This is a genomic window from Rhizobium rosettiformans W3 (assembly GCF_004912135.1).
GTDB lineage: Bacteria > Pseudomonadota > Alphaproteobacteria > Rhizobiales > Rhizobiaceae > Allorhizobium > Allorhizobium rosettiformans.
Map to the genome: position 1 here is coordinate 138,947 of NZ_STGU01000001.1, position 26,465 is coordinate 165,411.

General features: G+C 61.6%; 24 protein-coding genes. 12 read left to right on the forward strand and 12 right to left on the reverse strand.

The features are described 5' to 3' along the window. Positions 1 to 37 precede the first annotated feature (37 nt). From FAA86_RS00630 to FAA86_RS00655, 6 genes are all read right to left on the reverse strand, one after another. Complete coding sequence (locus tag FAA86_RS00630) at positions 38 to 1,450, reverse strand: mannose-1-phosphate guanylyltransferase (protein ID WP_113458918.1); 1,413 nt, start codon at positions 1,448 to 1,450, stop codon at positions 38 to 40. 59 nt (positions 1,451 to 1,509) lie between these two features. Next, the gene (locus FAA86_RS00635; protein WP_136537909.1) at positions 1,510 to 2,631 is read right to left on the reverse strand and encodes a pilus assembly protein PilZ; all 1,122 of its coding nucleotides are present in this window, start codon (positions 2,629 to 2,631) and stop codon (positions 1,510 to 1,512) included. Positions 2,632 to 2,650: 19 nt separating this feature from the next. Next, positions 2,651 to 4,126, reverse strand: a complete 1,476-nt coding sequence (locus tag FAA86_RS00640) for a glycosyltransferase (protein ID WP_136537910.1) — start codon at positions 4,124 to 4,126, stop codon at positions 2,651 to 2,653. Positions 4,127 to 4,137: 11 nt separating this feature from the next. Continuing rightward, complete coding sequence (locus tag FAA86_RS00645; RefSeq protein WP_136537911.1) at positions 4,138 to 5,457, reverse strand: nucleotide sugar dehydrogenase; 1,320 nt, start codon at positions 5,455 to 5,457, stop codon at positions 4,138 to 4,140. A 244-nt stretch (positions 5,458 to 5,701) separates the two neighbouring features. Further along, a complete protein-coding gene (locus FAA86_RS00650) occupies positions 5,702 to 6,346 on the reverse strand; it encodes a LuxR C-terminal-related transcriptional regulator (protein ID WP_113458922.1) in 645 nt (214 codons plus the stop codon). Positions 6,347 to 6,984: 638 nt separating this feature from the next. Beyond that, positions 6,985 to 7,710, reverse strand: a complete 726-nt coding sequence (locus FAA86_RS00655; protein ID WP_136537912.1) for a ParA family protein — start codon at positions 7,708 to 7,710, stop codon at positions 6,985 to 6,987. Positions 7,711 to 8,072: 362 nt separating this feature from the next. On the opposite strand from FAA86_RS00655, the gene ytfQ reads away from it, so the two are divergent. The 5 genes from ytfQ to FAA86_RS00680 all read left to right on the forward strand — a co-directional run bounded on the left by ytfQ (position 8,073) and on the right by FAA86_RS00680 (position 13,414). Continuing rightward, positions 8,073 to 9,035, forward strand: a complete 963-nt coding sequence (gene ytfQ, locus FAA86_RS00660; RefSeq protein WP_113458924.1) for a galactofuranose ABC transporter, galactofuranose-binding protein YtfQ — start codon at positions 8,073 to 8,075, stop codon at positions 9,033 to 9,035. Positions 9,036 to 9,139: 104 nt separating this feature from the next. Continuing rightward, positions 9,140 to 10,663, forward strand: coding sequence for a sugar ABC transporter ATP-binding protein (locus FAA86_RS00665; protein ID WP_113458925.1), 1,524 nt, complete (start codon positions 9,140 to 9,142; stop codon positions 10,661 to 10,663). After that, positions 10,660 to 11,703 carry an ABC transporter permease gene (locus FAA86_RS00670; protein ID WP_136537913.1) on the forward strand — a complete coding sequence of 348 codons (1,044 nt, stop codon included), beginning with the start codon at positions 10,660 to 10,662 and terminating at the stop codon, positions 11,701 to 11,703. The genes FAA86_RS00665 and FAA86_RS00670 overlap by 4 nt, the downstream gene beginning before the upstream one ends. Then, positions 11,700 to 12,680: a galactofuranose ABC transporter, permease protein YjfF gene (yjfF, locus tag FAA86_RS00675; RefSeq protein ID WP_113458927.1), complete on the forward strand. Its 981-nt coding sequence runs from the start codon at positions 11,700 to 11,702 to the stop codon at positions 12,678 to 12,680. The genes FAA86_RS00670 and yjfF overlap by 4 nt, the downstream gene beginning before the upstream one ends. After that, complete coding sequence (locus FAA86_RS00680) at positions 12,677 to 13,414, forward strand: FadR/GntR family transcriptional regulator (protein ID WP_136537914.1); 738 nt, start codon at positions 12,677 to 12,679, stop codon at positions 13,412 to 13,414. Before yjfF ends, FAA86_RS00680 begins: the two co-directional genes overlap by 4 nt. A gap of 28 nt (positions 13,415 to 13,442) precedes the next feature. Here the strand turns inward: FAA86_RS00680 and FAA86_RS00685 are convergent, their stop codons facing one another. Next, the gene (locus FAA86_RS00685; protein ID WP_136537915.1) at positions 13,443 to 14,156 is read right to left on the reverse strand and encodes a GntR family transcriptional regulator; all 714 of its coding nucleotides are present in this window, start codon (positions 14,154 to 14,156) and stop codon (positions 13,443 to 13,445) included. Positions 14,157 to 14,415: 259 nt separating this feature from the next. Here FAA86_RS00685 and FAA86_RS00690 point away from each other — a divergent pair, with 259 nt between their 5' ends. The 6 genes from FAA86_RS00690 (at position 14,416) to FAA86_RS00715 (ending at position 20,373) form a co-directional block, all read left to right on the forward strand. Further along, positions 14,416 to 15,504 carry an ABC transporter ATP-binding protein gene (locus tag FAA86_RS00690; protein ID WP_136537916.1) on the forward strand — a complete coding sequence of 363 codons (1,089 nt, stop codon included), beginning with the start codon at positions 14,416 to 14,418 and terminating at the stop codon, positions 15,502 to 15,504. Between the two features lie 32 nt (positions 15,505 to 15,536). Beyond that, entirely contained in the window at positions 15,537 to 16,826 is a 1,290-nt protein-coding gene (locus FAA86_RS00695) for an ABC transporter substrate-binding protein (protein ID WP_113458931.1), read from the forward strand. A gap of 224 nt (positions 16,827 to 17,050) precedes the next feature. Next, positions 17,051 to 17,956 carry an ABC transporter permease gene (locus FAA86_RS00700; protein ID WP_136537917.1) on the forward strand — a complete coding sequence of 302 codons (906 nt, stop codon included), beginning with the start codon at positions 17,051 to 17,053 and terminating at the stop codon, positions 17,954 to 17,956. Between the two features lie 2 nt (positions 17,957 to 17,958). Next, the gene (locus FAA86_RS00705; RefSeq protein ID WP_136537918.1) at positions 17,959 to 18,777 is read left to right on the forward strand and encodes an ABC transporter permease; all 819 of its coding nucleotides are present in this window, start codon (positions 17,959 to 17,961) and stop codon (positions 18,775 to 18,777) included. Positions 18,778 to 18,781: 4 nt separating this feature from the next. Further along, positions 18,782 to 19,525 carry an aspartate/glutamate racemase family protein gene (locus FAA86_RS00710; RefSeq protein ID WP_136537919.1) on the forward strand — a complete coding sequence of 248 codons (744 nt, stop codon included), beginning with the start codon at positions 18,782 to 18,784 and terminating at the stop codon, positions 19,523 to 19,525. Positions 19,526 to 19,527: 2 nt separating this feature from the next. Further along, a complete protein-coding gene (locus tag FAA86_RS00715; RefSeq protein WP_342774112.1) occupies positions 19,528 to 20,373 on the forward strand; it encodes a GNAT family N-acetyltransferase in 846 nt (281 codons plus the stop codon). Positions 20,374 to 20,379: 6 nt separating this feature from the next. Here the strand turns inward: FAA86_RS00715 and FAA86_RS00720 are convergent, their stop codons facing one another. From FAA86_RS00720 to FAA86_RS00740, 5 genes are read right to left on the reverse strand one after another with little or no spacing between them, the layout of a single operon-like run. Further along, complete coding sequence (locus tag FAA86_RS00720; RefSeq protein WP_136537921.1) at positions 20,380 to 20,880, reverse strand: GNAT family N-acetyltransferase; 501 nt, start codon at positions 20,878 to 20,880, stop codon at positions 20,380 to 20,382. 1 nt (position 20,881) lies between these two features. Then, positions 20,882 to 21,814: an ROK family protein gene (locus FAA86_RS00725; protein WP_136537922.1), complete on the reverse strand. Its 933-nt coding sequence runs from the start codon at positions 21,812 to 21,814 to the stop codon at positions 20,882 to 20,884. Further along, on the reverse strand, positions 21,811 to 22,995 hold the full coding sequence (gene nagA, locus FAA86_RS00730; protein WP_136537923.1) for an N-acetylglucosamine-6-phosphate deacetylase: 1,185 nt from the start codon (positions 22,993 to 22,995) through the stop codon (positions 21,811 to 21,813). The genes FAA86_RS00725 and nagA overlap by 4 nt, the downstream gene beginning before the upstream one ends. Continuing rightward, positions 22,992 to 24,014, reverse strand: coding sequence for an SIS domain-containing protein (locus FAA86_RS00735; RefSeq protein ID WP_136537924.1), 1,023 nt, complete (start codon positions 24,012 to 24,014; stop codon positions 22,992 to 22,994). Before FAA86_RS00735 ends, nagA begins: the two co-directional genes overlap by 4 nt. 11 nt (positions 24,015 to 24,025) lie before the next feature. Beyond that, a complete protein-coding gene (locus FAA86_RS00740) occupies positions 24,026 to 24,793 on the reverse strand; it encodes a GntR family transcriptional regulator (protein WP_113461892.1) in 768 nt (255 codons plus the stop codon). Between the two features lie 484 nt (positions 24,794 to 25,277). Between FAA86_RS00740 and FAA86_RS00745 the strand changes: the two genes are divergently transcribed. Next, complete coding sequence (locus tag FAA86_RS00745) at positions 25,278 to 26,462, forward strand: Gfo/Idh/MocA family protein (protein WP_136537925.1); 1,185 nt, start codon at positions 25,278 to 25,280, stop codon at positions 26,460 to 26,462. The last annotated feature ends 3 nt before the right edge of the window (positions 26,463 to 26,465 follow it).

A 26,465-nucleotide genomic window follows, 5' to 3' on the forward strand; every position in this document is an offset into this window, starting at 1 on the left:
CCAGGAGGAGTGAGAGGCCCTTGCGCATCGCCATCCCTCAGCTGTGCACGAGCTGGAGGCTGGCCACGGCTTCGGCCGCCGTGACGGTGACGTCGCAGACCACTTCGACCAGTTGCATCTCGGTCTCCGGGCCGCAATAGATGGCGGCTGCTTCCCCGGCCTGGACTTCGAAATTGTCGCCGATGCGCAGCGGTCGCGTCACCGCACCGGTCTTCAGCAGGCCGGAACCTGACGTCACCGTCACCATGCGGTGAGATGCGGCGTCTTCGATCATGGGCAGCATGGTACCGGGCCTGAGGGTCATCATGCGGAGTTCGTAGCCGGGGCCGGACTGAACGCGGCGCACTTCGCCCCAGGCCATCTGGTTGCGCATGTGCTGCGCGAGCTCGCGGCGCTTGATGCTTTCAAGCTTCTTGACGATCTGCTTGACCTGCTGGGCCTGATCTCGGGTCGTAATCAGCAAAGCGTCATCGGTGTCGACGACCACGACGTCATCCATGCCGACGACGGCGACCAGCTTGCTCGACGCGCGGACATAGGAATTGCGGGTGTCGATGCTGATGACGTCGCCGCTCAGAACATTGCCGTCGTCATCCTTCTCGGCGATGTGATGCAGGGCGTTCCAGGCGCCGACATCGCTCCAGGCAACGAGAAGCGGGGCAATGACCGTGCGCGGAGAATGTTCGAAAACGATGGATTCGGTCGGCAGATTGGCGGCCGGCTGCAGGGCTTCGGCATTGAGATAAAAGGCGTGCTCGGTTTCGAAGCCGTGGTCGAGCGCGTTCTTCACCGCATCGAAGGTCTTCGGATCGAGGCGCTTGAACTCTTCAATCAGGACGTCGGCGCGGAAGAGGCTGAGACCCGATGCCCAATAGGCGCCCCCGGCGTCGATGAGGGCCGTCGCGACCTCGACAGGCGGCTTTTCGATGAAGCTCGACACCTTGCGGGCGCAGGTGAGATCTTCAAGCGCGCCGCCATCGACAATGTAGCCGTAGCCTGTCTCGGGATATTCCGGGGGGACGCCGAAGAGCACGATATGGCCCTGCTCGGCAGCCTTGCGAGCGGCGAGTACATTGGCCGGCAGGTCACCCTTGACGATGTGATCCGAGGGGATCACGCAGATCAGGGACGCCGGGTCCGTCTTTGCCAGGGTGAGTGCCGTGGCCAGGACTGCAGGGCCCGTGTTGCGGGAGATCGGCTCGGCCAGAACGCGGGCCGGGCATTTGATGTCGTTCAGCTGCTGCAGAACGGTCGCGACATGGGCGCTGCTGACGGCGACGATCGGGTTGGCAAAGCCCGGCGCGCGGTGGCGCTCGACGGTCGCGTGGAAGAAGGTCGTTTCCGAGTTGCCGTCGATGCGCTGGAACTGCTTGGGGTGTTCGGTGCGCGAGAGAGGCCAAAGTCGGGTGCCGATGCCTCCGCAGAGGATGAGGGGGTGAACGTCTTGCATGGCTGTTCCTGTGAATCCGTTGGAGTGATTACGCGGGATAGTCTGCCGGGACGGGCTCTTCAGGTGGCGGCGCCCTCCTTGAACCACTCGCCAAGCTTCTGACGCAGGGCGAAGATGCGCTGGCTGATGATGCGAACGGAGACGGGAGAACCGGCGGCTTCACTACCGAGCTCGGTGTTCGGCTCGATCAGGGCGCGCATCTCGCCCTCGTTGCCCACGGCGGTCAGGGCTTCCGCGTTCTGAGCGAGGCTGCCGAAGATGACCTTGCCGTCGGAGAAGCGGAGCTCGGCGATGTCGCCGGAAACCAGCTGCTTGGCCTGCTCGGCCGAGACGACGGCCTGAACAACCGGGGTTGCGGTTTCATCGACGACCTCGACGATCGGGTCGCCCGCCATGACGGTCGAACCTTCGCCAGCGCGCGTCGGAAGGATACGGCAGTCGCAGGGCATGTTGACGCTGAGCGTTGTGCCAGAGACCGATTGCAGGGTGTAGAGGACTTCGCCGCGGGTCGCGCCGAGATCGAGATAGGAGATCTGGCCGCTGGCAATGGCGCGCAGCGGCTGCCCGCCGGCGGAGAGCACTGCGAGCTGCTTCACTTCCTTGGAGAAAACGCGCTCGTAGATGAGGTTTGCCGCAATACCGGCCAGCGCGAGGCTGACGGCGACCGTCGCCACCGTCTTCAGGCCGCGGCCCACCAGTCCGCCGATGCTTGCCTGGCCGGCCTGCTTCTTGCCGCCAGACACGGCTACCCGTTCGCGCAGGCTGATGATGCCGTCGACGGAGGTGATGTCGCCTGCGATGTAGCTATTCAGCAGATAGCGCAGGGTCGGCAGGTGCTCGCCCGTCGGCTCCAGAAAGTCGAGGCGCAATTCACCGGTTTCCGCATGGGTCCGGCTGACACGCACGTCCACCTGCAGGGAGATCGTGTAGCCGTCGAAGTCGAAGCGCAGGACGGCAATCCGTTCCTTGCCTTCCAGTTCCGGGCCGGCGAGGCCGGAGACATTGGCCGATACCAGCGAGAGGCTTCGACCGGTGAACTGGCGACCATCGATGACCGCGATGAAGGGAATGTTCGTCTTGGGGTGCTCGGTGCCGCTGTCCAGCAGGATCGGAAAGGTTTCTGCCTGTCCGGTGTAGCCCTGGGAAGCGGTGTCGCGTGCGGCCTTCGTTTCGATGTCCATGGTTACAGTCCTTCGGGAGTTAGATGATGTTGCCGACATAGGCCACGCCGAGGATGAGCCATCCGAGCGCGAGGCAGTGCATGTAGGTGGAGCTCATGGCGCGCCAGCGCTGGCCGAGGGGAATGGCTCGGGCGGATCCGGAACCCGACTGGCGGGTCCATCTCTGGCGGTCGAGGCGGAAAAGGATGAAGCTTTTGACGATCGCGCCGCCGACCTGGCTGAAGTAGAGCAGGAAGGGATAGGTGATCGGGAAGCTCTTGCCGCGGAAGGTCATGATGACCGTGCAGAAGAGGTAGCGGGTGAACATGACCCAGGCGAGATAGATCGGCAGGATCCAAGGGCTGACGAAGAAGGCTGCGAGCAGGATGCTCGCGGGGCCGGCCAGCGTCGTCCAGATGGAGAGTGCCTGATCGAGGATCGACCACCAGGTGAAGTAGCCGATGCGGGAGGCGGGGAGCGCCAGCGCGCGGGCATTGGTGCGCAGCATGTTGCCGAACCAGCGGGTCATCAGCGTCGTGGCGGATTCGAAGAAGCCGTCCTTGGGCTGGGTCTCGATCGACAGCGTGCAGAGATCCGGCAGGTAGAGCATCTTGTAGCCGCGCTGCAGAAGCCAGTACCAGGTGGACTTGTCGTCGCCGGTCAGGAAGTGGACGCGGCCAAGGCGCCAGTGATCGATGAAGTCGTTGCGGACGAGGTCGACGAAGCCGGGATCGGTCGCGAGGCTGGCGCGGAAGATCGACATGCGACCGGTCAGCGTGAGCACACGTCCGCCCAAAGACATCGACGACATCATCACATGGCGCTGCGAGAAGCGCAGGTCGAACCAGTCGCGGAACAGCTTGCCACCCTGGGTGTCGCTGAGTTCATCGGTGGTCACGGCGCCGACCGACGGATCGGTGAAAAAGGGAATGCTGCGGTCGACGACATCATGGGGGACGCAGCTGTCGCCGTCGACGAAGACCACGATGTCGTTGCGGCCGGGGTTCAGTCTCGCGATCGAGCGCAGCGAGGTGGCGAGCGCATCGCGTTTGCCGGTTCCGGCGATCTTGTCGATCTTTAGGCCGACCATCGCTTCACGGCCGGGATGATGCAGGGCAACGGATGCCATGACGCGGCGGATCAAGCGGGCATCGGCTTCGTCGACGATCGAAGCGACGATTGTGGCACCACCAGTTGCCCTGAAGGCGGCCTCGAAGATCGAGCGATAGACGCGGGTCGAGATTTCAGGGGCGATCTTGTAGGTCGTGACCAGAAAGTAAGCGTGGTCCTTGAGACCCCGGGCCGTGTAGGCCTCGGCGGCGAGATGGCGCCGCCGAGGATAGGCGAAGTTGAGGAAATAGGCGGCCCGCGCCAGGTTGATCCCGGCCCAGGCATAACGCCAGGCGCCAATCAGACCGACGGTGATCAGGGTGCCGGAAACCGCCGAAACGGTCGGGTGTGGCACGCTGAGCGCCAGGATCGTCATGGAAAGGATGTAGATGACGTGGGCCAGCATCTTTTCGCTCCTTACCAGCAAATGCCCTGGTAGGTGCCGGACGAGCGGATGTCCGGCCGGATGCGCAGGAGGTCGACCATTGGGATCTTGTCGCTCGACTGGTCGAGGACCGGCATGGCTTCGGCATAGTGGTTGCCGACAAGGATGACGTCCGAAGTGTCGATCAGGTCACCGAGCTCGCCGACGAGGCGGTTCTTCAGGTCGATCGCGGTGTCATTGCCGCGACCGGCACCGCTCATGCCCTCCGCGTAAGCCTGCTGCACGAAGGGGTCGTAGATCTTCAGATCATAACCCTTGGCGATCAGGCGCGAGGCAAGGCTTGCGAGCGGGCTTTCGCGCAGATCGTCGGTGCCGGTCTTGAAGCTGATGCCCACCATGCCGACGGTCTGGCCGCCCATCTGCGAGACCATGGTCTCGGCGCGATCGATCTGGGCTTCGTTCGCCTCGAGGACAGCATCCAGGAGAGCGCTCTCGACATGGGCTTCCTTCGCGAGGTGACGGAGAGCCCGCACATCCTTCGGCAGGCAGGAGCCTCCAAAGGCAAAGCCGGGACGCATGAAGTAGGGGGAGATGTTGACCTTCAGATCCGAGCACAGGATCTTCATCACCTGCTGGCCGTCAACGCCGCAGGCCTTGGCGATGTTGCCGATCTCGTTGGCGAAGGTGACCTTGACCGCGCGCCAGGAGTTGCTGGTGTATTTGATCATTTCGGCCGTCGCGAGCGGCACCGAATGGCAGACGCAGGGGAGACCGGCATTGATCTCGTGCAGGATCTTGTCGGTCGTCTCGTCGATCGCGCCGAAGACGATCAGCCCCGGATCGTAGTAATCTTCGATCGCGGTGCTCTCGCGCAGGAATTCCGGATAGTAGCCGACGCCGAAGTCCGTGCCGGCGATGAGGCCGGTTGCTGCTTCCAGCGCCGGGATGCAGACCTTGTCCATGGTGCCCGGCACGATGGTCGAACGCACGACCACCGAGTGGAAGGCCTGCTTGCGGGCAATCGCTTCGCCAATCGCCTCGCAGGCTTTGACGACATAGGTCAGGCCGACCGAACCGTCGGGTGCGCTGGGGGTGCCGACGCAGACGAAAGAGAGGTCGGTGGCGGCGATGGCTTCATCGATGTCGAGCGTGGCGCGCAGGCTGCCATTCGCCACTGTAACTTCGATGAGAGGCTCCAGGCCCTTCTCGACGATGGGTGTCTTGCCGCGGTTGATCGTGTCGACCTTCGCGGGATCGATGTCGACGGCCACCACTTCATGTCCGTCTTTTGCAAGGCATGCCGCGGCGACTACGCCGACATAACCAATCCCGAATACACTGATCCTAGCCATATGCTGCCCTCTACCTGGCGGCGCGACCCGCTCAGGGCCAGCCGTTCGTTAACATCTGTTAATCTCGGCTGTAGGATTGGCAGTATTGCACCTGCGAACAAAGTCAGGAAAATCGGACGCTTGTCAGGAATATCCTTACCTGTTTGGGATAGTTTGTTCAGAATATGTCAGTAATCATAAAGCTGCAACGCAAAAATGCCGCAATCAAGAAGATGCGGCATTCCAGTTTTGACTTGTTGTATTCTTAGTGCTGCAGCCAGCCTACACTAATTGCGTAATTCACGATATCGGATCTTGTTCTCAGATCCAGTTTTTTTATGGCTCTGTACTTGTAGGTTTCCACAGTTTTGGCGCTGAGTTGAATATCGGCGGCGATCTCTTTCATCGCCTTGCCGAGAGCCACGTGTCGCAGCACGAATTCTTCCTTTGTGGACAGCTTTCGCTGATCGACTTCGCAGGGCTGAAGCGACCGTTCAGACAGCGCAAGCACGGTTTCGTCAATCACGACATCCCCGGCATGGACACTCTTGATCGCCCGCAAAAGGCGTGGGCTCGCCACCGTTTTGGTCACCACGCCACTATAGCCGCGGTTGATATACGTCTCGCCCGACCGGGTTTCACGCGCATCGCAGTAAGCGATCAGCTTTGCGCCGGCGCGCAGCTCATGCAGTTCAAGTCCACACTCAGCCAGCGTGCGATCCAGAAAATTGGGATCCGCGACGATCACATCTGGCTCCAGGCGCTTGATCGCCTCGCACAACTCCTGGTCGCGTTGAGCAAGCAGGATCGCATGCAGTTGCCGGGTCGAGTTGATCAGGAAGTTCAACCCATCCACCAGGACGGGATTGTCGTCGAGAACAAGCACCCTGATCTTGCTAGTGTAATCCATTGCAGCTCCAATCTTTCGACAACGCCACAAAACCCCTCTCCGGTCACGACCGGTTGAACAAGTCTCACTTTCCTAGCCAGTGCCTCGAATGGTCCGGGAGAACGTCTGAGGTGTCAAGATGTTGCAGTGCCGCGAAAATCTTAGACAAATTGTTGGCCTGCAAAATCGTGGTCAGTCGGCGGTTGTCACTTGGTCAAAAATATATCGTTGATTATCAGTTATTTGATGGGCTGATACACGTGTTATCAAGTGGTTGCGGACGAGACCATTTCAATTTTGCGCTGCAGAAAACTGTCGATTTTTGGGGCACTCGGCGTCCTTTCAATAGGCTCTTTATAAGGAATGACAGATGAGAAATTTACTCTTTTGGGCTGCTGGGCGACGCTCAATTCGGGCGAGAATGTGGCGGTTTCGGCCGCGGTGCTGCGTTGTTTTGTCATCCCCGAAATCACAGATCATTGTTCCTCATCACTGCTTCTGACGGAATCGTGATTTGAGGAAGGCTAAAGAGGCTATCGGGCAAAATTGCAGCAGCGACATGAATGTCGCAAAACGGCGACCACGCAAAAGGAGGCGAGGCGCCGAATTGCGCCTCGCCTCCTCATGAATTTGTTCATGCAAAAGTTGTGACTGGGTGCTCAGGCTGCCGTCTCAAGCACCGGCGCTCCGCGCGTCGCGGAATAGGCCGGAGGTTGTGCTGCTCCAGGCGTCACGACCGACATCACATCGTTCACGAAGGCCTGAGCATTCGCAATGGCCTTCTCTCCGCTTCCGGTCTGTGCGCTTTCAAGCTTTCGAAGCGGTCTGTTCAGATCGAACATTTCACGGAAAGCAGCCCGCTCTGCGATCGGTGTGTCGAGCACGCTGATCTGCTGTTCGTGCAACAGGCGCTGGACGGCCTGCATGGAGCGGGTCGTGATCGCAGGATTGACGCGGGACAGGACGACGGAATGGGGAATGCGGATTCCGGCCTTGCGGTCGAGATAGCGCAGCAGGTCGAGCACCTGGGCTCCGCCCTGGGCATCCATGCTCGAGCCCTGGATCGGGATCAGGACATGGTCGGACAGGCCGACGGCTGATGCCAGAAGGGGAGACTGAATGCCCGGAAGGTCGACGATAACGAAATCCCACTGGCTCCGGCGTTCATGCACGATCCTCTGCAGCGTCGGAGCGGAGACATAGGTCTCAACGGAGAGCCTCGGCATCAATGCAGCGCTTTCGTACCACTTCGAGAACCACCGCTGAGGATCGGCGTCAATGACACAAACTCGGTAGTTGCGGTGCAGGAGTTCGGTGGTCAGAAGAAGAGCCGCAGTCGTCTTTCCTGCGCCGCCCTTCGTATTCGCGAAGGTGATCACTGCCATTGGGTATTCCTGTCTCGAATAGCGGGAGCCGGAATCGCTCATGCGGAGGCACAGCCATCGTGCATCGGGAAATATAAAGAAAACTGGTTAACAGAAAATTACGAGATTTAGGGAGGCAATGCTGCAGCCCCTGATTTTCAGGGCTTTCTCCCTATTCACCTTCGCCTATACTCGGCTTGTTGCGCCTGCTCATGTTAACCTTCGGTCCGCAGGCTGCACGTGCAAGTCCGTAGAAGTTGAGTTGCGTTCTATGCTGCAGTGCACAACATATAATAGTACTTTTGGACTTTACAGGTCTCGAACCTTTGCCTATGCATAATGCCAGACACCGTGGAGGCGGTGTCTTTTCAAGGGAGGACATCATGACATTTCTTCGCAAGCTTGCGCTCAGCGCAAGCGTGATCGCACTCGGCTGCTCGTCTGCTCTCGCTGCGGACCTGACCGTCGGCTTCTCGCAGATCGGTTCCGAATCGGGCTGGCGCGCTGCAGAAACATCCGTCACCAAGCTCGAAGCCGAAAAGCGCGGCATCGATCTGAAGTTCGCCGATGCGCAGCAGAAGCAGGAAAACCAGATCAAGGCCATCCGCGGCTTCATCGCCCAGGGTGTTGACGCCATCCTCGTCGCTCCGGTTGTCGCAACCGGCTGGGAAGACGTTCTGACGGAAGCCAAGGAAGCCGAAATTCCGGTCATCCTGCTCGACCGCGGCGTTGACGCTCCGCAGGATCTTTACCTCACCTCGGTCGCTTCCGACCAGGTCAAGGAAGGCCGCGTTGCCGGCGAATGGCTCGTGAACACCGTCGGCGACAAGCCGTGCAAGGTGGTCGAGCTTCAGGGCACTGTTGGTTCTACGCCTGCCATCAACCGCAAGAAGGGCTTCGAAGAAGCCATTGCCGGCAAGTCCAACATCACGATCGCCCGCAGCCAGACCGGCGACTTCACCCGCGCCAAGGGCAAGGAAGTCATGGAAGGCTTCTTGAAGGCTGAAAACGGTGGCAAGGACATCTGCGCGATGTATGCCCATAACGACGATATGGCCGTTGGCGCCATCCAGGCGATCAAGGACGCCGGTCTGAAGCCGGGCACCGACATTCTCGTCGTCTCGATCGACGCTGTTCCGGATATCTTCGCCGCCATGGTTGCCGGCGAAGCCAATGCGACCGTGGAACTGACCCCGAACATGGCAGGCCCGGCCTTCGATGCGCTCGAAGCCTACCTGAAGGACGGCACGCAGCCGGAGAAGTTCATCATCACGGAATCCAAGCTCTACACGCCTGCGGACAACCCGCAGGGCGAGTATGACAACCGCAAGGGCCTCGGTTACTAAGGTAACCCTCCCGGCAGGACCCCGCCCTACCCTGGTGGCGGGGTCTCTGTCGCTTTCTCCCGGCTTTAATCGGGGATAGCTTCATGGGAGAGGGGGAAGAGGCAATGACCGAGCATCCATCGATCGTGCTTGCGGCGGCGGGCATCACCAAGACATTCGGCAATCATACGGCGCTCGACGGCGTCGATATCGCGTTTCACCGGGGCGAAGTGCATGCGCTTCTCGGCGAAAACGGTGCCGGCAAATCCACGCTGATCAAGATCCTGACCGGTGCCTATATCCCGGACGGCGGCACGATCAGTGTTGACGGCGAGGCCGTCAGCTTTACGACCCCACAACAGGCGCAGGTCGCCGGCATCGGCACGGTCTACCAGGAGGTCAACCTCCTGCCGAACATGACCGTCGTCGACAATCTCTTCATCGGTCGTCAGCCGACCAATCGCTTCGGTCTCGTTGACAAACGCAGGATGGAACGGGAAGCCCGCGACATTTTGTTGACCTACGGCCTGGATATCGACGTGAAGGCCGAACTCTCGACATTTTCCGTCGCTGTCCAGCAAATCATTGCGATCGCCCGCGCCGTCGAACTATCCGGCAAGGTGCTGATCCTGGATGAGCCGACCGCCAGTCTCGATCGTTCCGAAGTCGAAAAGCTGTTCGGCATTGTCCGACAGCTGCGCGATCGCGGTCTTGCCATCGTCTTCATCACCCACTTCCTCGATCAGGTCTTCGAGCTTTCGGATCGGGTCACGGTTCTGCGCAATGGGCGCCTCGTTGGCACCGAAGCGATCGCTACGCTCGATCGTACGAGCCTGGTGCGCATGATGCTCGGCAAGGATCTCGCCTTCCACCATCCGGATGTGCTGGGCGAAGAGGGGGAAGTGGGGGAAACGCTGATGGAATTCGAAGGCTTCGGCCTCTCGAACAGCGTTCGCCCCTTCGATCTCAAGATCCATCGCGGCGAAGTCGTCGGCGTCGCAGGCCTGCTTGGCTCCGGCCGTACCGAGATGGCGCGGCTGATGTTCGGCATCGATCAGGCCGATAGCGGCGCGATCAAGATCGATGGCGGCAGCCGCCAGGTCCGCAATCCCCGCGAGGCGGTCGAACTCGGCTTCGGCTTCTGCCCGGAAGACCGCAAGATCGACGGCATTTTCGGTGATCTCTCGGTGCGCGAGAATATCGTGATCGCCATGCAGGCTCGGCTTGGCTGGTTCAAGGCCTTGAACCGTGACGAGCAGTTGGAGATCGCCGGCAATTTCATCGAGGCGCTCGATATCCGTACGGCTTCGGCCGAGCTGCCGGTCAAGCTTCTCTCCGGAGGCAACCAGCAGAAGGTGATCCTTGCCCGCTGGCTTGCCACCGATCCGCGTTTCCTCATTCTCGACGAGCCGACGCGCGGCATCGATGTCGGCGCCCATGCCGAGATCGTGCGCATGATCAGCCGGTTGCGCGAAGATGGGCTGGCGCTCGTCGTCATCTCATCCGAGCTCGATGAAATCGTCAGCTATTCCTCGCGTGTCGTCGTCATGCGCGACCGCAAGATGGTCGCCGAACTGCATGGCGCCGACATCACCCCCGGCGTCATCGTCCAGACCATTGCCGCCCAGCCGGCGGAGGTCGAGGCATGAAAAGGCTGTCCATGTCCCGCATCATTTCCCCGCAGCTTCTGGCGCTTGCCGGCGTGCTGTTCTTCAACTGGCTGGTGTTCCCCGGCTTCTTTAATATCACCTGGCAGGATGGTCGTCTCTTCGGCAGCCTGATCGACGTCATCAATCGCGGCGCGCCGGTGGCGATCCTGGCCATCGGCATGACAGCGATCATCGCGACCAAAGGCGTGGACTTGTCCGTCGGTGCCGTGATGGCAGTCGCCGGTGCTGTTGCCGCGACCTGTGCGGTTGCCGGGCAGCCCCTGATCGTGACGCTTGCAGCCGCGCTTGCGGTGGGCATTTTATGCGGCCTCTGGAACGGCGTTCTGGTCGCCTATCTCGGCATCCAGCCCTTCGTCGCGACGCTGGTTCTGATGGTGGCAGGGCGCGGGGTGGCGCAGCTCATCACCGAAGGCTCCATCGTCACCTTCTCCGATCCGGCATTGATCTTCGTCGGCACGGGCAATCTGTTCGGCTTGCCCATGCCGGCTGTCATCGCGATCGTGCTGATGATCACTGCGCATCTGTTCATGCGACGCACGGCGATCGGGTTGTTCATCGAGGCGATCGGGATCAACTTGTCCGCGGCCAACTATACGGGCCTGCGCAGCAAGATCGTGATCTTGTGCATCTATGCCTTTGGCGGCTTCTGCGCCGCGACCGCCGGCATTATCGCGGCTGCCGATATCCGCGGAGCCGATGCCAACAATGCCGGTCTCTGGCTGGAACTCGATGCGATCCTCGCTGTGGTTATCGGGGGCACCTCGCTGCTCGGTGGGCGCTTCTCGATCCCGATGTCGGTGCTTGGCGCCATCATCATTCAGGCCATGAATACGGGCGTTCTGGTCTCCGGCTTTCCGCCGGAATTCAACCTGATCGTCAAGGCGGGCATGATCATCATCATCCTGGTGCTACAATCGGCCCGGATCGCCCAGGTGCTCGGCCGCAAGTTCGGCCCGCGCCAGGCACCCGCCGCGACCCCGCCCCAGACCAAGACCCAAACTTCGGGACAGGCACGATGAATCCGCGTTATCGCCCTCTCGCCGCGACCACCCTTATCTTCGTGATCGCCTATGCCGTCTGCATTTTCCAGTATCCCGGCATGTGGTCGACGCGCGTCTTCGGTAACTTTCTGACGGACAATGCCTTTCTTGGTATCGCCGCGGTCGGCGCCACCTTCGTCATCCTTTCCGGCGGGATCGATCTCTCGGTCGGCGCCGTCATCGGATTGACCGGCGTCATCACGGCCATCCTGATCTCGTGGGTTGGCATTCATCCGTTGGCGGTCTTTGCCATCGTGTTGGCGCTCGCCGCCGCGTTCGGGGCGTCGATGGGGGCCGTCATTCACTTCCTGCAGGTGCCGCCCTTCATCGTGACGCTGGCGGGCATGTTTCTGGCGCGCGGATTTGCTTCCGTGCTCAGCCAGGATTCCATCCCGATCGATCACGAGTTCTATCGCACGATCTCCAGCCTCTACTACCGGCTGCCCGGTGGCGGACGGCTGAGCGCGATCGGCCTTCTGATGCTTGCCACCTTCGTGGTCTGTGGCTTCATCGCCCACAAGACGCGTTTCGGCTCCTATGTCTATGCGATCGGCGGCAATCCGACCTCGGCTTCGCTGATGGGCGTGCCCACCGGCCGCGTGACGATCGGCATCTATGCGCTTTCGTCCTTCCTCGGCGGGCTCGCGGGTATTGTCTACTCGCTCTATACCTCGGCGGGCTACCCGCTGGCGGCCGTCGGCATCGAACTTGACTCGATTGCAGCCGTGGTGATAGGCGGAACCCTGTTGACGGGCGGTTATGGTTTCATCTTCGGAACCCTGATCGGGGTCATGCTGCAGGGCCTAGTCCAGACTTACATCGTCTTCGATGGGACGCTCTCCAGCTGGTGGACTAAAATCGCCATCGGGTTCCTGCTGTTCATGTTCATATTGCTCCAGAAGCTGGTGTTTACCGCGCAGACCGGGCGTACACGCCTGAAGAAGGCCCCTGCATGAGCGAGCCGGGGAGCCTTCTTCGCTCCCTGTCCGGGCGGTCGACGGCGCGTAACTATCATTCGCATGTGATCAACGAGATCGGGGCCGGGGTTATCTCCGGCCGTTATGCGATCGGGACCACCCTGCCGAACGATGCGGAACTCATGGAAGAGTTTGAGGTTTCGCGCACGGTGTTGCGTGAGGCCTTGAAGACGCTCGAGGCCAAGGGGCTGCTCGAAGCCCGGCCGAAGGTCGGCACAAAGGTGGCCAAGAAGAGCCGCTGGAGCCTTTATGATCCCCAGGTGCTCGCCTGGCACCTGGAAGCCCCTGTTGATGCGGAGTTTCTGTCCGGGCTCCACGAAGTTCGACGTTCGCTTGAGCCGCAGGCGGCGGCCGAGGTCGCCCGACGCAGAACTGCCGACCAGATCCGTCTGATGCTCTACTGGATCCATCAGATGGAGACGTCGCTCGCGTCGCCGCAGAATTTCGCTCTGGCCGATTTCGAACTGCATCGCATCATTGCAGATGCCGCGCATAATCCGTTCGTGCGCGCTCTCTACGGGCTGATCGAACTGGCGCATGCCTTCGCCTACAAGCCCCAGATGGACAATCCCGATCCATGCGTGCTCGACAAGATCCTCGAGAGCCACAAACTGCTGGTTAACCGCATCGAATATGGCGATGAGGCGGGGGCGCGGCAGGCGATGCTGGACACGATCGAGCAGGACAGGGTGATCTCGGTCGCCGTCAGGTAATAACAGTAATGGCTTCAGTTGCCGACGCTCAGAGCGCCAGGGCGTCCTTGAGAGTGCGAGCCTCGGCGACAGAGAGATCGAGATCCGCCTCGATGTGGTCGATGTGATGCATCATGAGATGGGTCGCCCTCTTGACGTCACCCTTCTCCAGCGCGTTGAGAATTTCGTCATGCTCGTCGTGGCCACAGCTTGAGACGCCCGTGCGCCCGTAGAGCGCGATCACGAGGGACGAGCGGGCCACCAGTTCGTCCATGAATTTTTCCAGCACCTGGTTGCCGGCCACCTTGGCCAGCATCAGATGGAAGTCGCCGGACGCCTTGATCTCGGCACGTCGTGCGTTCGCACCGCGTTCCGTGCGGTACCTCGCTTCTTCCTTCAGGTGTTCGCGAAGTGCTGCGATATCATCGGGGGCAATCCGCTCGGCGGCAGCGGCGATGATCCCGGTTTCGATCAGGCGCCGCGAGGCGAAGACCTGGCGGGCCTCTTCCGTGCTCGGATTGGAAACGAAGGCGCCGCGATTGCGCTCCGTCTTCACAAGACCTTCAAAGGCAAGCATCTGCAAGGCGTCGCGGACCACCGTGCGGCTGACGTCGAAAAGCGTGCCGACCTCGGCTTCAGAAAGCTTGGTGCCGGGGGCAAGGCGTCGGTCGACGATTGCGTCGCGCAGGGCATCGCGGATCGCGCGGGCGCGGTCCTCCAGGTTCGGGTCGAGTTGCCGGCGAAGCGAGCTCTTGGCGTTCATGGATCCATCCGGTGTCGCATTCCTTTTAGCCCGCATCCCGCGGTTGGGGAAGATCAGCGGCAGACGAAATTGCTTTACGATTGCATACAATGTTGCGCAGCGATTGACATCAATCGCTCATTTGCTGTGCATGCAGTCTTTCCATGTGCTCAATCCTTTTGCGGCGCAGCAATTGCAGCGATGGGAATCAATCACTTAGCCTGGCGGCCTCGAACTGGCACGGCTTATGCATCGTCAATGGTGTGACCAAGGAGCCGCCATGACGAAAGCCGCCGACATCGAACTTGCCGCCGTATCCAAGGTTTACGGGACTGCGACAGCTGTTCATGCCATAAGCCTGAAGATCCCGGCCGGTACCTATTGCTGCCTGCTCGGGCCGTCCGGTTGCGGCAAGACATCGACGCTCAGGATGGTCGCGGGGCATGAGAGCGTCTCCTCCGGCGATGTCGTCTTCGGCAGCGCGAACGTGACCGACCTGCCGCCGGCGAAGCGGGGCACGGCGATGATGTTCCAGTCCTACGCGCTCTTCCCGCATCTCGATCTTGTCGACAATGTTGCGTTCAGCCTGAAGATGAAGGGTGTCGATAAGGAGACGCGTCGCGCGCAAGCGCTGGAGATGCTCAAGCTGATGCACCTCGAGCCCTATGCGAGCCGGCGCCCAGCGCAGCTGTCCGGCGGCCAGCAGCAGCGCGTGGCACTGGCGCGCGCGCTCATCACCAAGCCCGAGGCGCTGCTGCTCGACGAGCCTCTGTCGGCACTCGACCCCTTCTTGAAGATCCGCATGCGAGCCGAGCTGAAGAAGCTGCAGACGTCGCTCGGCATCACCTTCGTGCATGTGACGCACAGCCAGGAAGAGGCCATGGCGCTGGCCGACCTGATCGTTGTCATGAACGAGGGCCGGATCGAGCAGGCAGATACACCGCGCACCGTCTTCGAGCGGCCGGCGACTGCCTTCGTCGCCCGCTTCATGGGCGATCACAATGTGCTCTCCGGGCGCATCGTCGAGCGCACCGCTGATGGCTTGTTTATCGAGGTTGTCGGTGGCGGACGTTTCTTCGCGCTCGGTACGGCACCTGTCGAGGATGAATCGGCCGATATCGCCATCCGCACGGACCATGTGCGCATTGGCGCCATGCCGGCTGATGGTCTCGGCTTCGACGGTATCGTGTCGAATGTCGAATATCTCGGCGCAAAGGTGAAGCTGACCGTCACCACCGCCTTTACCGACGAATTCACCGCCGTTCTCTCGGACGCGGCCTTCTTTGCCTCCCCGGTTCGCGTCGGGGAAGGCGTCACCCTGTCATGGGATCAACCGGATTCGATCGTCCTCGGACGCATCGTGAAATGAGCAAACAACAAACAAGCCAGGAGAACAGCGCAATGTCAGACAGCAGCAAGACCAAGAAGGGCGTATCCCGCCGTACATTCCTAAAAACCGCATCGGCCGCGGCCGGCCTTGCCGCCGGTTCGGGCGCGATCACCGGCTTCCCGACGATCTGGGCGCAGAACCCGATCACGCTTCGCCAGTTCGGCACGGGCGTGTCGAACATCAATGCGATCGCCGAGAAGTGCAAGGCCGACCTCGGCATCACGCTTGAGATGACGGCGACCGACTCCGACGCCGCAGCCCAGCGCGCCGTGACCCAGCCGAACTCCTACGACATCGCCGACATCGAATACTGGATCCTGAAGAAGGTCTATCCGACCGGTGTCATCCAGCCGATGGAAACGTCGAAGCTCAAGTTCTACGACAAGGTCGTACCGCTGTTCAAAACCGGCAAGCTTCTGCCCGATAGCGTGATCGCCCAGGGGACGGCACCCCACACGGTCGGCTATGTCGAAAGCAAGGATGCGAAGACCTTCGCCTCGGGCGAGACCGAACTCTTCACGATGATGCCGACCATCTACAATGCCGACACGCTCGGCATCCGTCCGGATCTCGTCGGTCGCGAAATCACCTCTTGGGCCGACATCATGGATCCGGCGTTCAAGGGCAAGACTTCGATCCTGAACATTCCGTCGATCGGCATCATGGATGCCGCGATGATCTGCGAAGCCATGGGCATCATCAAATATGCCGACAAGGGCAACATGACGAAGGAAGAGATCGACACGACGATCGATTTCCTGATCAAGGCCAAGCAGGATGGCCAGTTCCGCGCCTTCTGGAAGTCCTTCGACGAGTCGGTCAACCTGATGGCATCGGGCGAAGTCGTCATCCAGTCGATGTGGTCGCCGGCCGTTGCCGCCGTTCGTTCCAAGGGCATTGCCTGCAAGTATCAGCCGCTCAAGGAAGGCTATCGCTCGTGGGGCGGTGGTCTCGGTCTTGCCGCCCATCTCACCGGCGCGCAGCTCGACGCGGCCTATGAATACATCAACTGGTACACGTCCGGCTGGGTTGGCGGCTATCTCAACCGCCAGGGTTACTACTCCGCCTGCATGGAAACCGCGAAGGAATTCATGTCTGCCGACGAGTGGGGCTACTGGATCGAAGGCAAGGCTGCCCAGGGCGACATCCTCTCGCCGGAAGGCAAGGTGATGGAGAAGGCCGGTGCGGTCCGCGACGGCGGCTCCTTCGAAGAGCGCATGGGCAAGGTTGCCTGCTGGAACTCCGTCATGGACGAGGACCGCTACATGGTCCGCCGCTGGAACGAGTTCATTGCGGCTTGATGTCTTACCCTCCCCTTGAGGGGGAGGGTCGGAGCGAAGCTCCGGGGTGGGGTGAAAGTCTGCAATGGATCACCCCCACCCGCGGCTTTGCCGCGACCTCCCCCCTCAAGGGGGAGGTGGCCCCAGAACCCCTTCTCCCCGCTTGCGGGGAGAAGGTCCAGGCAGGGGGATGAGGGGCATCTTCTCATGCGGAATGCTGATCGAGCGACAGGAGACCTGATAACATGGTGGAAGTCCGATTTCTGGGCGTCGGCAAACCCAAGCCGAAACGCGTGATCCGTGTGCCGCTTAGGTTCGTCTCCTATCTGCAGGCGACGCCGCTGATCGTCATTCTCGGAGCCTTCCTGCTGCTGCCGATCCTGATGATCGGGACAGTATCCTTCTGGGACTACGACTTCGCCCAGATGTATCCCGACTTCGTCACCTTCAATTACACAGAGACTCTCGGGTCCTGGGTCACCTGGAAGACCTATCTCAACACGCTGAAATTTGCCTTCATCGTCTGGGCGATCACGCTCTTCGTCGGCTTCTGGGTCGCGTATTTCCTCGCCTTTCACGTGCGGACATCGGCCATGCAGAGCGTTCTGTTTCTCGTCTGCACCGTGCCGTTTCTGACCTCCAACATCATCCGGATGATCTCCTGGATCCCGGTGCTCGGTCGCAACGGGCTGATCAACTCGGCGCTCGTCAATGCCGGCATCGTTCCGCAGCCGATTGAATGGCTGCTCTATTCCGATTTCGCGGTCGTGCTCGCCATGGTACATCTCTACACGCTGTTCATGGTCACCCCGATCTTCAACACGATGATGCGCATCGACCGGTCGCTGCTCGAAGCCGCGCGGGATGCGGGCGCCAGCGGCTGGCAAATCCTGACCAATGTCATCATCCCCTTGTCGAAGCCCGGCATGGCGATCGGGACGATCTTCGTCGTGACGCTCGTCATGGCCGATTTCTCCACCGTGCAGGTGATGTCCGGCGGCCAGAGCGCTTCCGTGGCGCTGATGATGAAGAACCAGATGTCGCTGCTGCAATATCCGGCGGCTGCCGCCAATGCAGTGGTGCTCTTAGCGCTGGTCCTGCTGATGGTCGCCGCCATCCTGCGTGTCGTCGATATCCGGAAGGAGCTCTGAAGATGCATTCCGACAAGCGTCCGCGCGAATTTTACGTTCTCGCCGCCTTCTTCGCCCTCTTCGTGCTGTTTCTCTATGGGCCGCTTTCGGCGATCCTGATCCTCTCCTTCCAGGGGCCGAATGGGGGCCTGACTTTCCCGCTCAACGGCATGTCGTTCCACTGGTTCGGCAATCTCTTCGAACAGCAGGCGGTCGGCGATTTCGGCGGCTCGTTCCGGCGGTCCTTCGCGCTTGGCATCATGGTCATGGTGGTGACGGTCGTGGTCTCGCTGCTGGCCGGCCTTGCCTTCCGGCGCAAGTTCGTGGGCGCAACGGCGCTCTTCTACCTCTCGGTTGCCAGCCTCGTGGTGCCCTCGATCATCATCTCGCTCGGCATCGGTGTCTTGTTCAGCCAGCTCGGCCTCCAGCCGGCCTGGTATTCCTCGGCCTTCGGCGCGCATCTGACCTGGACGCTGCCCTTCGGCGTCTTGATCATGTTTGCGATTTTCAACCGTTTCTCGCCGGCTTACGAGGAGGCCGCGCGCGACCTTGGCGCAACCTCCTGGCAGACATTCCGCTACGTCGTCCTGCCGATGATCGCGCCGCCGCTGATCGGTGTCGGGCTCTTCGGCTTCACGCTTTCCTATGACGAGTTTGCCCGCACGCTGATGACCTCGGGGACCTACAACACGCTGCCGCTCGAGATCTACGGCATGACGACCAATGTCACGACGCCTGTCCTTTACGCGCTCGGCACGGTGACGACGCTCTTCTCCTTCCTGGTGATCGCGGGAACGCTTGGCATCATCATGGCCATGAACCGCCGTCGGGGGCGGGCGTAATCGTATGAAAATTGCCGTTATCAATCCGAATACGACTGCCAGCATGACTGCGACCATTGCCGATGCTGCGCGGCGGGTCGCCCATGACGGAACCGAAATCCTGGCGATCACCTCGTCGATGGGGCCTGTTTCGATCGAGGGCTATTATGACGAGGTCTTCGCGGTGCCCGGCCTGCTGGTGGAAATCGTCAAGGCCGAACGCGAAGGGGCAGATGCAATCGTGATTGCCTGTTTCGACGATACCGGGCTCGATGCAGCCCGGGCGCTGGCCGGCATCCCGGTCATAGGCATCTGCGAGGCGGCCCTTTCAGCGACCTCCTTTATCGCCCAACGGTTCTCCGTCGTGACCACCATGGAACGTTCGCGGCTCCCGGTCGAACATCTCGTGCATCGCTACGGCATGGGTAGCCGCTGCAAGGTGCGGGCGGCGGACGTGCCCGTTCTTTCCCTTGAGGATCCAAACTCCAACGCCCGCGACCGGCTGCGCAGCGAGATCTCGGCAGCGCTGAAGGACGACAGGGCCGAGGCGATCGTGCTGGGCTGTGCCGGCATGGCGGATCTCACGGCATCGCTGCGGCAGGAGTTCGGCGTGCCCGTGATCGACGGCGTGGCTGCGGCCGTCAAACAGGCGGAGAGCCTGGTTGCGCAGGGCTTGTCGACTGCCAAACGCGGCGCCTATGCGAGCCCGGTTCACAAGGCCTATGGCGGGGAACTCGCTCGCTTCGCGCCCCAGGCGATGGAGGCTTGAGCGTGGCCGCTGACGCGGAGATCCGCGTGCTCGAGGCCGCCGAGGTTGAGGAGCTTGTCGGCTGGGCGGCGCTGGAAGGCTGGAACCCGGGGCATGGCGATGCGGCCGCCTTCCGATCCGCCGATCCCTATGGCTTTCTCGGATGTTTCGTTGGCGGACGGCTCGCTGCGGGCATTTCGGCCGTGCGCTATGGTTCCGGTTTCGGGTTCATCGGCCTTTATATCTGCCACCCTGATTTCCGCGGCCGAGGTTTCGGACGGCAGGTTTGGGATGCCGGCATGGCGCATCTCGCAGGCCGGGTCATCGGCCTCGACGGTGTCATCGAGCAGCAGGCGAATTATGGTCGCATGGGCTTCGTGCCGGCCTATGACACCGTGCGCTGGAGCATCGAGCGTTTGCCGGCTTTGACCCGGTCGGGTGCCGGCTGCCATGTGATGGATGAAGCTGATGTCACCGAGGTTTCGGCCTTCGACCGGGCTTTCTTTCCCGAGTTCCGTGACGCGTTCCTTGCTACGTGGCTGCGATCCCCCCGTCGGGCCTTCGTCTGCCGGCGTCAAGGTGCCGTCGCGGGTTATGCCGTGCTGCGTCCCTGCCTCAGCGGCTACAAGATCGGACCGCTCTTTGCTGCAGACGGGCGCACGGCGGAGGATCTTCTCAAGGTCTGCCTCGAAAACCTGCAAGGCGAAGAGGTCCATCTGGACGTGCCGGATTATCAGGAAGGGTTCCGCTATCTCCTTGGCCGGCTCGGCTTCAAGCCGGGTTTCAGGACCGCGCGGATGTATCGCGGGGAAGCACCCTCAGTGCAAAAGGCAGGCATCTATGCCATTACCACGCTGGAACTCGGCTGATGCGTCTCAGTCGGTCATGCCCGATGGTGCCGCCAGCGGCAGCATGTCCTTGTAGATACCGGGCGAAGAGCCCGGAATGGCGATGGCACCGACGCTCTTCTCGTAGAAGCCCATGGGGCCAGCGCCTCCGATGATCGCGTATCCGTAGCCTTGGTCGCGCATGTCCATGAGCGTTCGGATCAGAAGCGCGTGGCCGATGCCGCGTCCGCGCGCGGCCTCGTCCACGCCGGTCGGGCCGAAGAAACCTTTCATCGTCGCCTCGTGGCAGGCAAAGCCGAGCAGTGTCTCACCTTCGTGGGCGATCCAGCAGGTCACGGGCTGGCGCATGATGGCCGCTGTCGCTTCCGATGCCCAGCCGGCGCCGAAACGAGGCTCGATCCAGGCGCAAAGCCCAGAGAGTTCCGGCACCAGCGCGCGCCTTATCGTGACGCCCTCTGCCTCCATCCGCCGGTCTAGATCCGTATTGGCCTGGAGTTCATAGAGTTTCACCAGCATGTCTGCTGCCATGTCAGCCTCCCTGATGCTCGCTGGCAAAATCCAGCCCGAGGATTGCGGCGCCGATCAGACCGGGTTCGACGCCACAGGCGGCCTGAACGACGATCGGGCTCTTGAACTTGCGCAGGATGCGTTTGCGCAATGCCGTATCGATCCGCGCGAGCAGTTCCGGCACGTTGGACAGTCCGCCACCGACGGGCAGGATGGTCGTTCCGGTGACATTGACCACGACGGACAGGGGATCGGCGAGAATGTCGACATAGACGTCGATCGTGCGCTCGGCCTTGGCGTCGCCGGCCTGCCAGTTCGTGATGATCTCTTCGCTCGTCAGCTGTTTGGCATGAATGTGCCTGTGCAGCTTTTCGAGGCCCCGCGCGCTGCAAATCGCGTCGATGCAGCCGATCTGGCCGCAGCCGCATTGAAAGCGCGGCACATGGATCGGCGGTGTTCCGGCCTCGGTTGGCTGGATTGGTCCATGGCCCCATTCGCCGGCAAAACCACTCTCGTTGATCAGCTTGCCATCGATGACGAGGCCGCCGCCGACGCCGGTGCCGAGGATCACACCGAAGACGACGCGATGGCCGCGGGCCGCCCCGATGCCGGCTTCGGCCAGCACGAAGCAGTCGGCATCGTTGGCGATGATGACCGGCAGGCCGAGCGCCGTTGCCAGATCCGCCTGCAGGGGGCGGCCGTGGATGCAGGGGATATTGGCCACCACGGCGTTTGCCGTATCGGGATCGATGACCCCGGCGATCGAGATCGCAATGCAGGCAGGCCGTCCGCCGGCCAGGCTTTCAGCCTCGGCTATGACCGAGGCGAGGGTGGCGACGAAGGCGTCGAAATCGTGGATCGGGGTCGGCTTGCGCGGGAAGGGGCGGATGTCTTCGGGGCTCATTGCCAGCGCACCCTTGATGGCGGTGCCGCCGATATCGAAGCAGACGATCATGCAAAGGCCCGCTTCGGTTCTGTGCCCGCAGCAAAGACGCAAGTTCCTGCGATCCAGGTCGCGTGGATGTCGAGATCCGAACCAAGCACGACGAAGTCGGCATCCTGGCCGGCCGCGAGGCTACCCTTGCTCGAAGCGCCGATGGCTTCAGCGGGATAGAGCGATGCCATGCGCAGCGCTTCTTCCAGGGGTTGGTCGAGTTTCTCGTGCACGTAACGCACGCAGGAGAGCATATCGATGTCGGCGCCGGCCAGCGTTCCATCGGCAAGGGTCAGGCGGCCGTCGCGGCGGTAGACGGCGCGGCCGTTGAGGTCAAAGCCGGTCTGGTCGGTACCGATGGTCGACATGGCGTCGGTGACGAGAAAGATGTGGGCTGGGCCGGTCTTGGCGGCCAGCGCGATCTTCATGGTGACCGGATCGACATGGAAGCCGTCGGCGATCAGGCCGCAATGCAGGGCAGGTGAGGTGAGGGCAGCACCCACGAGGCCGGGTTCGCGATTGCCAAGCGGGCTCATGGCATTGAAGAGATGAGTGACGAGTGTTGCTCCGGCTTCAACATAGGCTTCGACGCCGGCGCAGGTCGTATCCGTGTGACCGAGGCTGACGCGGTAACCTGCCTTTACCAGGCGCTTGACCTGATCCGGTGCGACGCTTTCCGGCGCCACCGTGATCATCGGAATGCCGAAGCGCTGGGCTTGCGCGACGAGGTAATCGAGATCGGTCTCCGTCATCGCGCGTATCAGGGCCGGATCATGAGTGCCCTTGCGGGCGATGGAGAGATGCGGGCCTTCGAGATGGAGGCCGAGATAGCCCGGCTCGCCTGCCTTGGCGGTGGCCTCGCCAGCGGCGATCGCTTCCCGCTTGATCTCGGGTGCGTCCGTGATCAGCGTGACCATCAGAGCCGTCGTGCCGTAACGCGCATGGGCCTCACAGATCGTGCGGATGCCGGAGACCGTCGGATCGTTGTTGAACAGCACGCCGCCGCCGCCATTCACCTGCAGGTCGATGAAGCCTGGGGCAATCAGCGCATCGCCGGCATCCTGCCACGGGACACCGGTCGGCAGGTCGGCCTTGTGCAGGATTGCCTTGACCCGGCCGCTTTCGACCAGGAGCGCCGCGTCCTTGTGGAACGTGTGCCCATCGAAGATGCGGCTTGCTGTGATGGCGAAGGCTTGGCTCATTGGGTCTCGGTGACTTTCTTCAGTGCGACCGGCTTGTCGGGATTGAAGCCACGGGCACGGGAGAGGGATTCGATGAAGCCATAATAGGGAACGATCAGCGCCAGCGCATCCGTGATCGGATGTCCCGTCGCGATGAAAGGCAGCTTGTGGCCGGCCGTCGCCTGATCCGAGGTGATGAAGCAGGTGGCATTGCTTGCCGCAAGCTTCGAGACAGTGCCGGCGATCGAGGCTTCCGCCTTGTCGCGGGCGGCAAAGGCGACGACGGGGAAATTGCGGCCGACGATCGAGACAGGACCATGCAGGACTTCCGCCGAGGAATAGGCCTCGGCATGCAGTTCGCAGGTTTCCTTGCATTTGAGCGCGGCTTCGGCAGCGATGGCAAGTGCTGGACCGCGGCCGAGCATGTAGAGTGAGTCTGCCGATTTCAGCGGCTCGAGCAGGGCGCTCCAGTCGAGAGCGAGTGCCTTGTCGAAGTGCTCGGGCAGGGTATCGACGGCGCGCGTCAGCGCCTCGTCGCGGCTCCAGCTTGCGAGAATGGCGAGGCCGGCCACGATGGAATTGACGAAGGATTTGGTCGCGGCGACAGCGATCTCGGGGCCAGCCTTGATGTCGACAGCGAAGGTTGCTGCGTCTGCAAGCGGGGAGGGAAGGGTGTTGACGAGGCTGACCGTGGTCGCGCCGCCATGGCGGGCGCCTCTGGCCATCGCGACGATGTCCGGACTTGCGCCCGACTGCGACACGGCAAAGGCGGCTGCCTTGCCGAGCTTCATCGGCGCCTGATAGATCGAGGCGAGCGAGGGGCCGAGCGAGGCGACCGGCAGGCCCATCTGCAGCTCGATCGCGTATTTCAGAAAGTGTGCCGCATGATCGGACGAGCCGCGAGCGATGGTCACGACCACGCTGGGATCTTTGTCACGCAGGGCGGTTGCGGCTTCTGCAATGACGGTTCTGGAGGTCTCCAGCAATCGGGCAGCGGCTGCGGGGATCTCGTCGATCTCCTCACGCATCTTCGTGTTCATGGTACGCGCTTTCAGTCTTGAGGCTTCATGGGCGAGCCGATGCCGAGTTCGGCCACCAGGTCATAGGCGTCGCTGCGATAAAGGGCGCGCGACATTTCCATCACGCGGCCGGTTTCGAGATAGGCGATGCGCTGAACGGAGAGGGCCGCCGAGCCGGGCGGGACGCCGAGCAGCTTGGTTTCCTCGTCCTTCAGGAGCACGGCCGAAATGCGCTGGTTGGCTCGGACTGGTCGAATGCCGGCGTCGAGCAGGCAGAGGTAGAGCGAGTCCTCAATCTTATCGGGATCCGGCAGAAGGTCGTCCGGAAGGCTCGTGCGCTCCAGCGCGATCGGCATGTCATTGGCGGTTCTCAAGCGGTCGATGCGAGCCACACGGGCACCGCTGACGAGACCCAGCATCATGGTTTCTTCGGCTGTCGGGTAGAACAGGCCACGGCTCAGCCAGCGGGAGCCGGCGACCATGCCGCGGCGGCGCATGTCTTCGGTGAAGGAGGTGAGCTGGCTCAGCGGCTGCTGCATGCGCGGCACGGGCTTGACGACGAAGGTGCCGGATCCCCGGCGGCGCACGAGAAGGCCCTCATCCACCAGTTCGTCGATCGCCTTGCGCACCGTCACGCGGCTGATCTCTGCCGCTTCGGCAATATCGCGCTCCGCCGGCAGGGCCTCACCATGCTTGAGGCGGCCGGAGGCGACCGCGTCTTCAATCATCTTGCGGAGCTTGACGTAAAGCGGTCCGCCGCGAACCGATTGCAGCTGTTCCAGGGGTAGGGGTGTGCTCATGCGTGTCCTCTGCCCTGATGATGGTCAAATCGCAAGCAAGGGGCAGCCGCGACATCGATCTTCTGCGTCAGCATGCTTGCGTCCCCTCCGTGGTCTTTCTCGAAACAATACCAACCAGAAACCTATTTCGCAAATGGTTTTGAATTTTATCGCTCCAACATGGTGGGAAGTCAGAAATCCTGACGTGAAAACAGCAATTTGGCTGTTTTAGGCGCGAATTCGACAGAAGTCGCTTTACGATTGGACTAGTTTTGGTATCTTAAATTAACGATTGGATAGGAGCCCAATCCGAAACCTCTGGATGGCGTACGCAGTGGAAACACTCGAGGCTGCAGGGGCATCGCTGATCCAGCTCTTCATCCGATCACGCAGACAGCTGTGAAAACGATTTTCATCAATGGCGAGTTTTTCGCTCACCTTGTTGACGATGTCGGAAATTTGACGCAGTCTGCGAAAAATAATTACGAAAGCAGGGGAATGCATCATGAAGGTCGCGATTGTCGGACTCGGATTCCGTCTTGGTTATCTGGGTCGGGTTTTCAAGGAGATCGACCCGAGCTTCGAGATCGTCGGTTATGTCGATCCGGCGCCTGCCGGCATGGCGACGCTCGACGAATTTGGCATCTCTCCCGGCAAGGCCTACGACACGCCCGAAGCCCTGATTGCCGGCGAAAGCTTCGACCTGCTGATGATCGGTTCGCCCAACCACCTGCATCTTGATCACATCCGCATCGGGCTGGAGGCTGGCCTTACGGTCTTCACCGAGAAGCCGATCGTCACCAGCATCGAGGAAAGCTATGCGCTTGCCTCGCTGCTGAATACCTATGGCCACGACCGTCTGCTGGTCGGTCTGGTGCTGCGATACTCTCCGCTCTACCGCGATCTGCGCAAGGCCCAGGAAGAGGGGCGGCTCGGCAATGTCGTCTCGATCGAGGCGTCCGAGCATATCCAGCCCTATCACGGCGCCTTCTTCATGCGCGACTGGCGCCGTTACGGCCGTTATGCCGGCGGCTTCATGCTGGAGAAGTGCTGCCACGACCTCGACCTCTACAACGGCGTGGTGGGTGCCCGGCCGCGTTTCGTTGCGAGCTTCGGCGGTCGAAAGAGCTTCGTTCCAGAAAATGCGCCGGAAGCAGAGGGCATAAACGACCTCAATGTCTATCACCGCAAGCCGAGCGGCTGGCAGGGTTCCGACAAGGTGTTCGACAGCGACGGCGACATCATCGACTACCAGACCGCGATCGTCGAATACGAGAACGGCGTGTCGATGACCTTCCACACCAATCTCAACGTTCCGGACGAGTTCCGCCGTTTCTGCGTGATCGGCTCCAAGGGCATGGCCGAAGGCGATTTCGTCCGCGGCTTCATGGATGTGCATGACGCCCGCACCAATGAGAAGGTGATCGCAAACACCTACAAGGCGCCGTCTGCCCTATCACAGCATTACGGTGCGGACGAGCAGATGGCCGAAGATGTCATCGCGTTCGTGCAGACCGGTGCCAAGCAGCCGGTGTCCGCCATCGATGCGCTCGAAGCCGGGATCCTGGCGCTTGCCATGGACGAGGCGCGGCTCGGCCGTAAGGTCGTCGACCTGAAGCCGGTCTGGGAGAAGTTCGATGCCTGCCTGCATGGCGCGTCGGACGCCCCCTCCCGCATGCGTTCGGCATAAGGA